The sequence below is a fragment of the Veillonella absiana genome (genome assembly GCF_032970865.1).
Lineage (GTDB): Bacteria > Bacillota > Negativicutes > Veillonellales > Veillonellaceae > Veillonella > Veillonella absiana.
Genome location: NZ_JAWJZB010000001.1, coordinates 112,272 through 126,789 on the forward strand (window position 1 = coordinate 112,272; position 14,518 = coordinate 126,789).

The 14,518-nt window shown below is 40.1% G+C and carries 12 protein-coding genes; 3 read left to right on the forward strand and 9 right to left on the reverse strand.

From position 1 onward, the window contains the following. Positions 1–305: 305 nt before the first annotated feature. Together RVY80_RS00570 and RVY80_RS10170 are read right to left on the reverse strand one after the other, a co-directional pair. A complete protein-coding gene (locus RVY80_RS00570; protein ID WP_317329217.1) occupies positions 306–890 on the reverse strand; it encodes a LysR family transcriptional regulator in 585 nt (194 codons plus the stop codon). After that, a complete protein-coding gene (locus tag RVY80_RS10170) occupies positions 848–1,087 on the reverse strand; it encodes a LysR family transcriptional regulator (protein ID WP_411040680.1) in 240 nt (79 codons plus the stop codon). Before RVY80_RS10170 ends, RVY80_RS00570 begins: the two co-directional genes overlap by 43 nt. Positions 1,088–1,358: 271 nt before the next feature. On the opposite strand from RVY80_RS10170, the gene RVY80_RS00575 reads away from it, so the two are divergent. Beyond that, the gene (locus RVY80_RS00575) at positions 1,359–1,601 is read left to right on the forward strand and encodes a hypothetical protein (RefSeq protein ID WP_295188741.1); all 243 of its coding nucleotides are present in this window, start codon (positions 1,359–1,361) and stop codon (positions 1,599–1,601) included. A 212-nt stretch (positions 1,602–1,813) separates the two neighbouring features. Here RVY80_RS00575 and RVY80_RS00580 read toward each other — a convergent pair whose 3' ends face one another. The 4 genes from RVY80_RS00580 to RVY80_RS00595 all read right to left on the reverse strand — a co-directional run bounded on the left by RVY80_RS00580 (position 1,814) and on the right by RVY80_RS00595 (position 4,283). Continuing rightward, positions 1,814–2,254 (reverse strand): hypothetical protein, encoded by a 441-nt coding sequence (locus RVY80_RS00580; protein WP_317329219.1) that lies wholly within the window; start codon positions 2,252–2,254, stop codon positions 1,814–1,816. A gap of 1 nt (position 2,255) precedes the next feature. Next, entirely contained in the window at positions 2,256–2,729 is a 474-nt protein-coding gene (locus tag RVY80_RS00585; protein ID WP_295188747.1) for a hypothetical protein, read from the reverse strand. 12 nt (positions 2,730–2,741) lie between these two features. Next, positions 2,742–3,317: a xanthine phosphoribosyltransferase gene (locus tag RVY80_RS00590; RefSeq protein ID WP_295188750.1), complete on the reverse strand. Its 576-nt coding sequence runs from the start codon at positions 3,315–3,317 to the stop codon at positions 2,742–2,744. Between the two features lie 87 nt (positions 3,318–3,404). After that, on the reverse strand, positions 3,405–4,283 hold the full coding sequence (locus tag RVY80_RS00595; RefSeq protein WP_295188754.1) for a LysR family transcriptional regulator: 879 nt from the start codon (positions 4,281–4,283) through the stop codon (positions 3,405–3,407). A gap of 319 nt (positions 4,284–4,602) precedes the next feature. Between RVY80_RS00595 and RVY80_RS00600 the strand changes: the two genes are divergently transcribed. Next, positions 4,603–8,346 carry a phosphoribosylformylglycinamidine synthase gene (locus RVY80_RS00600; protein ID WP_317329220.1) on the forward strand — a complete coding sequence of 1,248 codons (3,744 nt, stop codon included), beginning with the start codon at positions 4,603–4,605 and terminating at the stop codon, positions 8,344–8,346. Positions 8,347–8,915: 569 nt separating this feature from the next. After that, the gene (locus RVY80_RS00605; protein WP_310746088.1) at positions 8,916–10,154 is read left to right on the forward strand and encodes an FprA family A-type flavoprotein; all 1,239 of its coding nucleotides are present in this window, start codon (positions 8,916–8,918) and stop codon (positions 10,152–10,154) included. Between the two features lie 71 nt (positions 10,155–10,225). On the opposite strand, the gene RVY80_RS00610 is transcribed toward RVY80_RS00605, so the two are convergent. The 3 genes from RVY80_RS00610 to cysD form a co-directional block, all read right to left on the reverse strand. Continuing rightward, entirely contained in the window at positions 10,226–11,773 is a 1,548-nt protein-coding gene (locus RVY80_RS00610; RefSeq protein ID WP_317329222.1) for a nitrite/sulfite reductase, read from the reverse strand. A 28-nt stretch (positions 11,774–11,801) separates the two neighbouring features. Beyond that, positions 11,802–13,523, reverse strand: coding sequence for a sulfate adenylyltransferase subunit 1 (locus tag RVY80_RS00615; RefSeq protein ID WP_317329223.1), 1,722 nt, complete (start codon positions 13,521–13,523; stop codon positions 11,802–11,804). A 162-nt stretch (positions 13,524–13,685) separates the two neighbouring features. Continuing rightward, the gene (gene cysD, locus RVY80_RS00620) at positions 13,686–14,501 is read right to left on the reverse strand and encodes a sulfate adenylyltransferase subunit CysD (RefSeq protein ID WP_295192956.1); all 816 of its coding nucleotides are present in this window, start codon (positions 14,499–14,501) and stop codon (positions 13,686–13,688) included. Positions 14,502–14,518 lie beyond the last annotated feature (17 nt).

The following is a 14,518-nucleotide window of genomic DNA, read 5'->3' on the forward strand; positions in this document are numbered from 1 at the left end:
AGCGAAAGCGCACAAAAATAGCCTGTTTAGATTGAATTGTTTGTTGGAATTGTTCCATCATGATCTTCACAGTCCTACCTCCTCTTGTAGCCTAAAAAAATTGTAACAAAGGCACCGTCATAAGTCAATTAAATTTCGAAGATTTATTCTATTGATTTATGCAATTATTCGGAACGTATCGAACTATATTTAAAATTTACATTATTTTTTGCATTTTATTCGTATTCGATACGAACAATAGAAAAATCAAAGTGCTCCTTCATTAGGAGCTCTTTTAATCTTATTATCCTATATTAACTATTTAATTAGGATTCCAGTTCCTTATAAAAATCTAGGAACACCTCCGCCACTCGATTCGTTTCAATCCAAGCCAATGCAGTTTGTTTGGATGTGGAAATGCTTACCACATTCAATTTTTGTTTAATATCTCCATATAGTTTTTCCAACGCCACCGCGCACCCACCAGATATAGCCACTGGTACATCTCTTAAATCTGACCATTTAATCTGATGCTTCCTAGGAAAGTTTTGAAAGTTAGATGAGGCTACTAATGCTAAGTGCTCCGCCCGGGTGCAAAGAATTTCAAATTTCTCAGGTTGTGTTAACTCTACATTACATATACCAATTTCCGTACGTCCCAACAACAACTGTTCTTCTTGAGTTGTAATAATCCCCTCATTCAACTCAAAGATTACATGGGGGTATCGTTCATGAAAAGGATGTAGTACGCGCTGAATAAAGCGTTCAGAACGCCCTGGTGCGATACTAAATCGTAATACACCTTCCACGCGATTCGTCGCACTAGCTAACTCGTTTAACATGAGATCTTCCACAGAGCACAATTCCTTCAAACGCTTATATAATATCTCCCCTGCAGCGGTAAGACGCATAAATTTAGCCCCCGCTTTGTGACGAGCAGCTCTGTTTGTAACATATTTTCTAACACTTGCATTTGCTTACTTAAGGTTGGTTCTGTCGTATGTAACACCTCCGCGGCTGACGTTATACTGCCACTCTCCACAATGATAATAAAATTCCTATAATAATTTGTTTCCATTTCAGTTCCTCTTAATCCACACACAGTCATTCACATTTTTTATATCTAATACTGTTGTTATTATAAGAATAATCTTTTATATAAAATAATGAATAATAGCTATATACAAATATCTACAGAGAATATAAACCCTTATATTTACTTGATTTATACCCCATATGGTTTATTTTTCAAATATAATACCCACATATAAAAAACAGCTATATTTCCTATCCCTAATATCAATTTTACTCATTACCTATCCAGTGATATTCTGTACGTGTCAGAAGGATTTCACCTAGAAAGGAGCCATATTATTACTATGGCAATAAAAACACTAACACTACATCAACACACTATGTTGGAAGATCAGGTATCAAATTTCAAACCGTCCATGAAACCTGTATCAGGACTACTTCAAAAACTCTATCAACATTTACTTCAATGCCGATTAGAAGCCGCTAGATGTAGTCTAGAAGGTTATATGATGGATATCCCTGGTTATCCATTTCCTATGACCCAAGAAATGCGTAGATCATTACTTCATCCTCAACACAATGTATAATTAGCTCAATAGAAACAGTGCTCCCGCCTCATGAATGCTGTTTATAATCTATCTATTGTAAAACCTATTAAAACCTATTCTATATACATTCAAAAAAACTAAATTATCGAATAGACATACTAGTTATTGTCTATAAATCACAAATAGCCCATCAACTCATAGTATTAAGAGTCAATGGGCTATTTATATATATGCCTTATTTCAATATATACTTAGTGTGCGTTACTTTCAAAAACCTCTTTTAAGTCACCTACAGCATTTGGAATATAATCAACGATAGATGTCATCAAAGCGTACATCAAAGCTGGTTCAAATGCATCGTCTGCACTCATATAGATACAGTCTAAATACAATGAGTTATCCTGTTCGTCTACGTAGAGTTTGAAGTTTTTATAGGTAGCATTTTCACGATTAATAAATGCATTGATGGCCGTTAGATTTTGAGCATTCACCTTTTCAGGGCCTACTACCAAACGCATCACACTATAGATGCTATTATCTAAAATCACAAAGAAGGGCATATCCCACAAAGGAGATTTTATATAAGATCGGTAAACAACAGTACCTTCTTCATCGTCAAAGTCTTTGCGTTCAAAGGCAGTGACCTCTTCCTCTTTTAGATATTTATCAAAGCTAAGAGCTTTAGGATTCATATTAGTTACCACCTTTAACCACATCTAGCAATGCTTTATGTGTATCTTTCAAATGAGGTACAATGACATTTTTTAACAAATCAGGAATAATCCCTGCATTGAAATCAAACTCTGTGGATGGAACACTAATATCAATATATACATTATGATCTTGATCACTAATATAATATTTGGAAATTTTGAAACGTTGATTCAATCCATTTATATGTGCTAATACTGCAGGAATTTGTTGTTCCTCTACACCTTGCAATGTTACACCAATGCGAATGAAAGAAAATGCTGTATCATCAATTACCACAAATATTGGTAGTTTCAAATCATTCATTTCTAAATGTGCATGGTACACAGTTGTGTGAAATTGATCATTTAACTCTTCTTTTGTGAACCATTTATCACCACGACTATTCATAATCGCGACTAGTTCATCAAATTGTTTAACTTTGCTTTTTGGTGGTTTTGGGCTTTTAGTCGCCATAGTTCATTCCTCTTAATCTTCTACAAATACGCAACGATCATCTTTAAATTCTTTAATGCGAACCAAAGACTCTACACGATACCCAGCTTTTTCTAATCTTTCACGACCTGGTTGGAAAGATTTTTCGATGGCAATTGCCATGCCTACTACTGTATCACCTGCGTCTTGTACCAATTTAGCAAGGCCCATAGCTGCCTCGCCACTCGCCAAGAAGTCATCAATGATAAGGACCTTTTCCCCTGCTGGCAAGAATTTTTTAGAGATTGTAATATCGTAATTTTCTTCTTTTGTATAGGAATACACCACAGAATGATATACATCATCAACCATCAAAATGGATTTTTTCTTACGCGCAAATACTAATGGCACGTTCAATTCAAGGGCTGCCATCAATGCTAACGCAATGCCAGATGCTTCGATAGTAACGATACGTTGAATGCCTGCATCTCTGTAACGATCCGCAATTTCCTTGCCGATGGCTTGGAATAATCCAGGATCAATTTGATGATTTAAAAAGCTATCTACTTTTAATACGCGATTGTTGAGGACTAAACCTTCCTCGTTGATGCGTTGTTTTAAGAGTTCCATATATAACCTCCGATACTTCTATCCTTAAATTTTATCGTATTGCCTATCCTACGGTCAACTGCACATAGAAATATTTTAATATGTATTTTATCCTTTTAGAATCTCCGTGAATCGAGACGCCCCTTCAGATTGTGGTACAAGACGCGAGCGTACAAGTACAATATCACGTGTGGGAACTGGAATATCTGTATCAATCTTCACCACAGTGCCTTCGGTGATTTTTTTATTTACCACAATGCTAGGGAGCATGGAAATCCCCATGTTGATTTCCACTAAATCGAGGAGCACATCGATACTGCCCAACTCGAATCTTGGTTTGCGGCAGGCGCCATGCGTTACGGCATCAAAAAATGTACGACTTGCGGTACCTTGTTGCAAAAGTAGCATCGGTTCATTGAGCAAACGGCCTTGATCAAAGAAGCCTGCACCTCTATAATTAGGTCCACCCACGAACACATCTTGCCCCGTTGCCAACGGGATTACTTCTAGCTGTGGATTTTCTTTTAAGCCTTCATAATCATTTACCACTGCTAATTGCGCTTCTTTATTTAGTACTAGCTCCACACAACTCGGGGACGGACGATTGATGATATTCAACCCAATATCAGACACTTGAGATTCCCACTTACGGAAATAGGGTAACAAGTAATGTCTACATAATGTATCTGTAGCTGCCAAATTAAGTGTTGCAAAATCCTGTGCCACACGTTCCTGCAATTGTGTAACCCCATTATCCAATATAGAAAAGGCTTTTGCTACTGTGTCGAACAATTCTTTGCCCTCTGGTGTGAAAGCAACAGATTTCGTCGTTCTCACGAACAAGGGAATATTGAGCTCCGCTTCTAATTGTTTAATGCTCTGACTAATGGCCGATTGGGATACACCAATTTCCTTAGCAGCACGCGAAAAGGACAAATACAGCCCGACTCCAAAAAATGTTCTGTACAAATCTGCTGAAATTGCCATACGAACCTCCATAAACTATTACCATTTTTTTATGCCTAGTATATACTATAATTATAAGTCATCATATATGACGAGCATTTGCTAGTCACTGTACTCAGCTGCCACTTAGTCTTGTAAAACTATAATTAGTATGATTAATGTATTTATAATTAACATTATATTTACTTATAAGTCTAGACCGTTTATACTGAAGTTGTCAATCAAAATATATCAGAGACCCATAGGCTCATTAAAATTTACTACCACTGTGTTTTTTCCAGTTAGTTAACCTATTCTCTTTTATATAATTTAACCTATAAGTACATTTAGGAGGTCCCCTATGTCCATCTACCGTTTGTATGTACGTAAACGAGAAGCATTTGGTCAAGAAGCAACTCGCATGTTAGACACCATTACAAAAGAATTATTGTTACCTGCCACTAAGGTAACAATTTATGAACGTTATGATATCGAAGGTCTTCCTCAAGATCAATTCGAGAAAGCAAAGCACTTAATTTTCTCTGAACCACCAGTTGATGAAGTGTTCACTGAATTGCCTGACACAGCTGGGGCCTATGTATTAGCTAGCGAATTCGTCCCAGGCCAATACGATCAACGCTCTGACAGTGCCGAACAATGTTTGTCCATGCTAACGCTCGACACTGGTTATACGGTTCGCACAGCACGTATTTTCGTTATTGAAGGTAGTTTTACAGCAGAACAAAAAAAAACTATCGAAAAATATTACATCAACCCTGTGGAATCTCGCGTAGCATCCCTCGACATGCCAGCATCCTTGCAATTAACATTAGAGAATCCTGCGCCTGTGCAAATCATGGGCGGTTTCCGCGATTACACTGAGGCTCAATTGACTAATTTTCTCAAGGAACTCGGTCTAGCTATGACATTAGCAGATTTGAAACTCATTCAGGAACAATATAAAAACGTGGAACAACGCGATCCAAGCATCACTGAAATCCGTTTGTTCGACACCTATTGGTCCGACCACTGCCGTCATACAACATTCATGACTGAATTAACGGACATCACTATTGATGAAAGTCGCTTCACGGCGCCTGTAAAACAAGCCCTTGAAGAATATACTGCAGGCCGCAACCTGCTATACACCACTAAAGTGAAAGCTCGCACCATGATGGATATGGCGACTCTTGCTGTGAAAGAATTACGTCACGCTGGGGGTCTCAAAAATCTTGATGAATCTGATGAAATCAACGCATGTACTATCATCATCCCTGTAGACGTAGATGGCAAAGAAGAAGAATGGTTGTTATTGTTCAAAAACGAAACTCACAACCATCCAACTGAAATTGAACCATTCGGTGGTGCCGCTACTTGTCTTGGCGGTTGTATCCGTGACCCATTGAGCGGTCGTTCCTATGTATACCAAGCAATGCGTGTCACTGGTTCAGGTGATCCTCGCACACCTATCTCTGAAACATTAGAAGGCAAATTGCCTCAAAAACAAATCACCCAAGGTGCTGCGCGTGGTTATTCTTCCTATGGTAACCAAATCGGTCTTGCCACTGGTGAAGTTAAAGAATACTATCACAATGGCTATGTGGCAAAACGTATGGAAATCGGTGCCGTTGTAGGCGCTGCTCCTCGTAGTGCGGTACGTCGCGAAGTACCAACACCTGGCGATATCGTTGTATTATTAGGTGGTAAAACTGGTCGTGATGGCTGTGGTGGTGCTACTGGTTCCTCCAAAGAACATACCCTTGAATCCTTGGAAACTTGCGGTGCAGAGGTTCAAAAAGGTAATCCATTAACAGAACGCAAAATCCAACGTTTATTCCGTCGCCCAGAAGTGACTACCCTTATTAAACGTTGTAATGACTTTGGTGCAGGCGGTGTATCCGTTGCCATCGGCGAATTAACAGATGGTCTCAACATCAACCTCGATAAAGTACCTAAAAAATATGAAGGCCTTGATGGTACAGAACTGGCCATTTCTGAATCCCAAGAACGTATGGCTTGTGTCATTGAGCCAAAAGATTTGGAAGCTTTCACAAAATACTGTGACGAAGAAAACATCCAAATCACTGTAGTGGCAAACGTTACAGACACAAACCGTCTCGTTATGACATGGCAAGGCACTGCTGTCGTAGATATTAGCCGTGATTTCTTGAATACAAATGGCGCAAGCCAATACCAAGAAGCCCATGTATTGGCACCGGAAGGTAAATCCTATTTTTCTGGTTACAGCGGAAAAGTAAGCAATTTCCATGACCAATGGATCGAAGGCATTTCCACATTGCAAACAGCATCCCAACAAGGTTTGTCCGAGCGTTTTGACAGCACTGTAGGTGCTGGCACTGTTCTCATGCCATTCGGCGGTAAATATCAAAAAACACCTACCCAAGGTATGGTAGCAAAATTACCGGTTCTTCATGGAGAAACTACAACAACGAGCATCATGACACATGGTTTCAATCCTGACCTTGCGGTTTGGAGCCCATACCATGGCGCACAATATGCTGTATTGTTATCCGTAGCCAAAGGCGTAGCAATGGGCGGTCATCGTGAAGATATGTACCTCACATTGCAAGAATACTTTGAACGTTTAAATAGCAAAGAATCTTGGGGTAAACCAGTGAGTGCCCTTCTTGGGGCATACAAAGCTCAAAAAGAATTAGGTATCGGCGCTATTGGCGGTAAAGATTCCATGAGTGGTACATTCATGGACCTCACCGTCCCTCCTACCCTCGTATCCTTCGCAGTCGCTACAGCACCTGTAGACCGCGTAGTATCCCCTGATTTGAAAGGCGCAGATCATCGCCTCGTATTCCTCGATGTACCTCGTACATACGAAGATACGCCTGATTGGAATCGATTCAAAGAAAACTGCGACATCGTACAACGTGAAATCGATAATGGTCGCGTATACAGTGCCTACGTTGTAGAAGCTGGTGGTATTCCAGAAGCTATTACTAAAATGGCTCTTGGCAACCGCATTGGTGTGAAATTCGACCAATATGCAGAAGCATCATTGTTCCAACCTGCATTGGGTGCTTTCATCATCGAAGTAGACGTAACAGCAGTTAACCATTTATTGGAAATACCTGGTGTACGCGTTATCGGCGTGACAACAGCAACACCAACTATCGAATGGAAAGACAATGTAGTAACACTCGACGAAGCACAGGCTGCGTACGAAGCACCATTGGAATCCATTTTCCCATTACGCGATGCGAACGGTACTGGCGAAGCAGTGGCATACATCCACGATCAACACGCACCTAAGGGTACTGCAACAATTTCTGCGAAACCTAAAGTATTGATTCCTGTATTCCCTGGCACAAACTGTGAATTCGACTCTGCTCGTGCCTTTGAACGCGCTGGCGCAGAGGCAGATATCGTTATCATCCGCAACCAAACAGTGCCTCAATTAGAGGACTCCATCCAAGTCATCAAGGAAAAATTAGAACAATCCCAAATCTTGATGTTCCCAGGTGGTTTCAGTGCTGGTGACGAACCAGATGGTTCCGGTAAATTCACTGCCACCCTATTCCGCAATCCATACCTTGCAGAAGGTTTGGAGAACCTATTGTACAAGCGCGATGGTCTTGTTCTTGGTATCTGTAATGGCTTCCAAGCATTGATCAAACTTGGTCTATTGCCTGGCGGTCATATCGAACCATTAACTGAGGCACATCCTACCTTGACGTACAACCGTATTGGTCGCCATTTGTCTGGCATGGTTCATACGAAGGTGATTTCTACGAAATCCCCTTGGATGAGCGATATGAAAGCTGGCGAAATCTATACAGTACCAATTTCCCACGGTGAAGGCCGATTCATTGCTAGCCCTGCCCAAGTATTGGAATTCAACAAAACTGGCCAAATTGCTACACAATACGTTGATTTTAACGGCATTGCAAGCATGGACTCTCGTTTTAACCCTAACCAATCTGTGGCGGCTATTGAAGGTATCTTCAGCCCTGATGGCAGAGTATTTGGTAAAATGGCGCATTCCGAACGCGTCGGTTACGGGATTTCAAAAAATATCCCAGGCCAATTAGAAATGCCAATCTTTACATCTGGCGTTAAGTATTTTAAATAAAAAGAAATCCTAGGAGGACACTTGCTGGGCTCCGAACGCATCCGCGTAAAGTCGCCTGCACAAGTATCCTCCTAGGATTTTCTTTCTACATAAGCTGTGAAGGATGTAAAGATTGGCATTCTAAGGTAGCTGTAAAGATTTTTTGAAATCCCTCACCTAAAAAAGATAATGTAGTTTACAACGCTTCTACTTGGTAGATGTGCTGGTTAGTACTTGCGCTTCTGCTTGGGATATGTAGTGTGGAGAACGGCGTAGTACCTCCGGTTGTGTTTAGCACAGGCGATGGATTAGCATGCCTCGTCCTCCGGACATCGGAGTGCATAGTGTTTCATACCGCATCTGTATTTTTCAGGTGATTTATATTTTCATTTTTTACAGTTAGTTATTTAAAAATAAATATTGCTTATTGGCCTAAATATTAGTATTATTATAATATCCCAATTTGTGACATGTTTCACGTTGGCTAAACTAGTTCTATACGCTACCTGGGTTGAAATCGATTCATTTACTGGACTTTCACCATGGGTAGACAGTCATGAGATATAAGTTTATTTAGAAAGGAATTCTCTATGCATTGCGCACAAAAGATTACTGAAAACATTTATTGGATTGGTAGCAATGATTGGACTACTGAACGTTTTGAAAATTTATTCCCTATCCCAAATGGTGTTAGCTACAACTCCTATTTCATCGATGATGAAAAAACTTGCGTTGTAGACAGTGTTGATGCTGAGATTCGTGAAGAATATTTTGACAATCTAGTGCATTTGTTAAATGGTCGTGATCTTGATTACATCGTTGTCAATCACATGGAACCTGACCATTGCCAAACATTGTTGGAAACTATCGAACGTTACCCTAATGTAAAAATGGTTGGTAACGCTACAACATTCCGCATGTTTGAACAATTCTACCGCACTCCAAAACCTGACAATTACCATCAAGTAAAAGAAGGCGACACTATCGACCTTGGTAAACACAAATTAGTGTCCTACACTATGCCAATGGTTCACTGGCCAGAGGTTACAGCTACATTTGAACAAACAACAGGCACATTGTTCTCCGCTGATGCGTTCGGTACATTCGGCACAATCAACGGTAACATCTTTGCTGACCAAGCGGATTTCCGTTTGACATTCGAAGAGGAAACTCGTCGTTACTACACTAACATCGTTGGTAAATACGGTCCTCAAGTACAAAATGCAATCCGTAAATTGGGCGCTTTGGAAATCAAAAACATTGCTCCATTGCATGGTCCAATCTGGCGTACACCTGAAACTATCGAATACATTTTTCATAAATACTTACATTGGAGCTCTTACACAGCTGAGAAAAAAGGTGTTGTTATCGCCTTCGGTTCCATGTACGGTAACACTCGCGACATCGCACAACAAGTGGCAAAACAATTGTCCTTTCGTGGTGTTGAGGACATCAAAATCTACGATGTATCCAAAACTAACCCTTCCTACATCATCTCTGATGCTTGGAAATACACTCATATGGTTTGCCTAGCTCCTACTTACAACTTGAACTTGTACTTAACGATGGAAAACTTCATCCACGAGTTGAAAGCTTTGAACTTCCAAAACCACAAAGTATCCATTATCGGTAACCACTCCTGGGCGTCCGCTGCTATGAAATCCATGGTGGCTCACTTCACAGAAGATTTCAAAAACATGGAAATCGTTGGTGAACCTTTGGATATTAAATCCTCTTTGAAAGAAGAAGATCTTCCATTGATCGAAAAATTAGCTGATGACATCAAAGCATCCTTAGATGAAACTGTTATCTTCCACGCTAAATTATAATTCAGTAATCACTGATACATAGACAACAAAAAGCCCCGAACACGCGTTCGGGGCTTTTTGTTGTCTATGTATTATATTTTTTCATCGTATTGTTTCACTAATGCATTAAATACGTCTTGGTTTCCTTGAATCCAATCATCAAATGTTGTATTAGCATTACGAACGGTAGTACCTAATTCAACGATGAACTCAGGTATAAATCGTGTTTCAATAACTGCCACTTGTTCACCTAGTTTTTCAGAACCAAAGGCTTCATTACCGCCAACAAATAATGCAAACGCATCTACCGGTTTCTTGTCCACTAATTTAGCGGCGCCTTGGAACCCAATACTAGCGGTTTCATGGGTACCGCAAGAGTTATGGCAACCAGAGATATATAGACGAGGCAATACGCCTTCTTCAAAGTGATGTGGTTTTGCAGCTGCTAAAATAGCTTCTAATAGACCATGGGAATCACGTACACCAATTTGGCACACAGTGGCACCTACACAAGATACAGATTTTTCAAATGTAGTTTGAGCAGAGCGATTATCCACAAAGGCGGCAACTGTTTTAGCTTCTTCCGCTGTTAAATTGGCAATATATGCTGTTTCTTCTGCAGCCAGACGAAGTTCTACACCTTCAAATGGTTCAACTAGATCTACCAATTCAATAAATTCTTCTGGAGTAGGGGTACCTCCAATTGGATGATATTCTACATAATATAAACCCGGTTGTTTTTGTGGTTTAATTCTCCAGTTATTAATGATCTCTACAGGACCTGTTTTTTCAATAATGTTGCCTATAGGATTAATCACATCAAGATCTTTTTTCTTTGCTTCTTCAACATATTCATTATAGATACGAAGATATTCTTCTAGCCCTAATTTCACTGGTAAATAACGGGATCGATTGCTGGCACGAGTTTTATAGTCAGAGTGTTCTGTAAAAATACGCACCATTGCCTCTGCATAATATAGTACATCCTTTGGATCAATGTGATCCGCTACTTTCACCCCAATTTTAGGATTTGGTCCAAGACCACCCGCCGTATATACATCAAATGTACCATCTGTATTAGCTAAATAACCCAAATCACGAATTCGAGTGTGTCCAGAACCATCATTAGAACTAGAGAAGGATACTTTCATTTTACGTGGATATTTAACTGTGCCAATTGTCCCCAATAAATATTCACTCACGGCATTCATATAGCCTGTTACATCAAAGTATTCGTCCTTTTCAATACCGATGAGGCCTGATGATGTAATGTTACGTGGATTATCTGAACCAGCACCACGAGTCAAAATATTATTGTCATATAGCTCATTCATCAACGGTTCAATAATATCACCTGTAATGTGATGTAACTGAAGGCATTGGCATGTTGTGAAATGTACCATTGGTACATGGTATGTTTTAATAACCTCACGAAATGCTAGTAATTGATTTTTATTAATTACACCACCGCTGAAACGGCAACGAATCATTGTGCTTTTGGCGCCTCTTTCACCATAATTACCAAAACCACCAGAAATCGCTTTGTAATCATTCGGTTTCATTTCTTGTTTGTAGAATTTGTCGGCCGCATCAAAAAATGTCGGTAAATCTTGTTTAAACAACACTGTCCATTTGCTCATGTGTACATCCTCCTTAGATGTCTATTCATTAAATAATATAGTCAAAATCAAAGACTACTTTTCTAAAACGACCAAAGCTGTAATAGCGATTGGCAAATTCAACGCGTTTACGATAATCGCTAGATTCTAATTGATCATAGGATACGAGCATATTTTGTAAATCCTCTTGATTAGCGATATATAAGGCAAAACCACGACCATTTACGAGTGGGGCCCCCGTATATTTATAATCATCTAGGGCTTGAATGGTATCGACTTTACCATCGCGTATCAAAATGGATACCTTGTCACGCAATACGAGTACGTCAAAGTTCGCTGGGTAGGTGTAGCTTTCACCAGTCAATGGAATGGCATCACCCTCAGCATAGACCTGATGATTGCTAGAGGATTTGGCCACCTCATTATTGCCCACATTGTAATAGAATTCATCAAATAGCTCGCCACGCGCCACTAGCTCATCCTTGACGAAGGCAGGTTGAATGGTTTCTGCCACAGATTTTTCTGCTGCATTGACGATGCCACCACCGGTTACGTCATAGCCATCGACGATGACAAAACGACCTGTCCCCTGATTTTCACGGAATGTATCAAAGGCGATTTCTTCCTTCGTACGCAAAATCACTTCTCCTACGTCGTTCAATTTGATTTCCTTGAGGGTATCATCACTGCTATCAAGGCTGGATGCATCGATAACCTTATTGATACTTTCTACCTCAACCTCTACCTCTTGGGTCGCTAATTTCAAACGGTATTTTTTACCCACCTTGAGCGGTGTTTTACCCATCCAGAACAAGGATACGAGTAAACGGTTGGAAATATGTGGGGCCGGTTCACTAGCAAGCGTAATCAGTTCACCACGTTTATTAAAGAATTCATCTCGCACTGTAATACCCACAGATTGACCAGCATAACCCTTATTTTTACGGTCACGAGGCGCCCAATAGGCCAATGTGGAGATATGTGTTTTTTTACCACTTGGCCAGATGACGATTTCGTCACCTACCGCTAATTTACCAGCCTCAATACGACCAGCGATAATACGACGGTTATCGAATTTATACACATCTTGAATTGGGAATCGAAGTGGTTTATCGATTTCCTGCTGCTCCCCAGGTAATTCATCCATAGCCACCAATAATGGTTGATCCGTATACCATGGCATTTTATCGGATGCAGTAGCAATATTTTCGCCTGCCAAACCAGATACTGGAATGTATCGTAATGGCGTAACACCCAGTGGTGTGATGAATTCTTTCATTTCACTGGCCACGCGATGATATGTCGCCGCATCATAATCAACGAGGTCCATTTTATTGATGACAACGTACACATTCTTAATACCTAACAAACTCAACATATAGGCATGGCGTTTGGATTGTTCTTGCACACCTTGTTTCGCATCAATGATGAGCAATGCGGCACTGGCATTAGCAGCACCAGAAATCATATTTTTCAAGAACTCTTTGTGGCCTGGTGCATCAATGATGACATAATCACGTTGATCCGTGAAAAATTGAATTTGTGTGCTATCTATGGTGATACCTTGCTTTTGTTCTTCTTCAAAGGCATCTAGCAAATAAGCATATTCAAAGGGTTTACCTGTTTCCTTCGCAATACGACGTACCTTTTCAACGGCCCCCTCAGGTAGTGAATTCGTGTCGTACAACAACTTGCCAATGACCGTAGATTTACCGTGATCCACGTGACCTACTACTACTATTTTCAGATTATCTCGTTTCTTTTTCGCCATTTTATCATCACATTCCTAACTATTCTCACTCATGTATATTCATCTATTTTGTGCATTTGTATGCCTGTGAAAGTTACAATGCATATCGCATTCTGCCTATATCAGTTGTTTACCAACAGACAATAATAATTGCGATATATTACATGTATCCTTCACGACATATTACATGTATCCTTCACGACGCAATTTTTGCATGGCATAGGAATCCTCTTGGTCCTGTGCACGGCCAGCACGTTCGCTGACAGTCGTATTTTTCAATTCTTCAATGATTTCATCTAATGTAGACGCATTGGACTCTACTTGGCCTGTGCAGCATTCGCAACCAAGGCTACGATAACGGTGTCCATCTTTGGCAAAGTATAAATCAATGATAGGAATTTCTTCACGACGGATGTATTCCCATACGTCGAGTTCACTCCAGGCTAACAATGGATGTACACGAATGTGATTGCCTTTTGGAAAGTCTGTTTTAAATTGATTCCAAAGTTCTGGCGGTTGATTAACATAATCCCAGCTATCATCTTTCTTACGTTCAGAGAATATACGTTCCTTGGAACGAGAACCTTCTTCGTCACGACGAACGCCAACGATGAGACCATCAAAACCATATTGGTTTACCACTTGTTGTAGGCCCTCTGTTTTAAGCGCCTTACAGCAAGCGAGTCTCCCTTTATCTGGGCTCATGCCTGCATTAATGGCATTCCAGTTCGTATGTACAATTAAATCCAAGCCTAATTCTTTCGCCACTCTGTCACGATATTCAATCATGGCTGGGATTTTATGTTTTGTGTCTACGTGGATAAATGGGAATGGGCAATGACCAAAGAAGGCTTTTTTCGCCAACCACAACAACACGGTGCTATCCTTACCGATGGACCACAACATGCCTAATTTACCTAATTTTTTATATGCTTCACGGAGAATAAATATACTTTCTGCTTCTAATTGATCAAGATGATCCATTTGTCCTTTTGCCATACTATGACCTCCTTCAA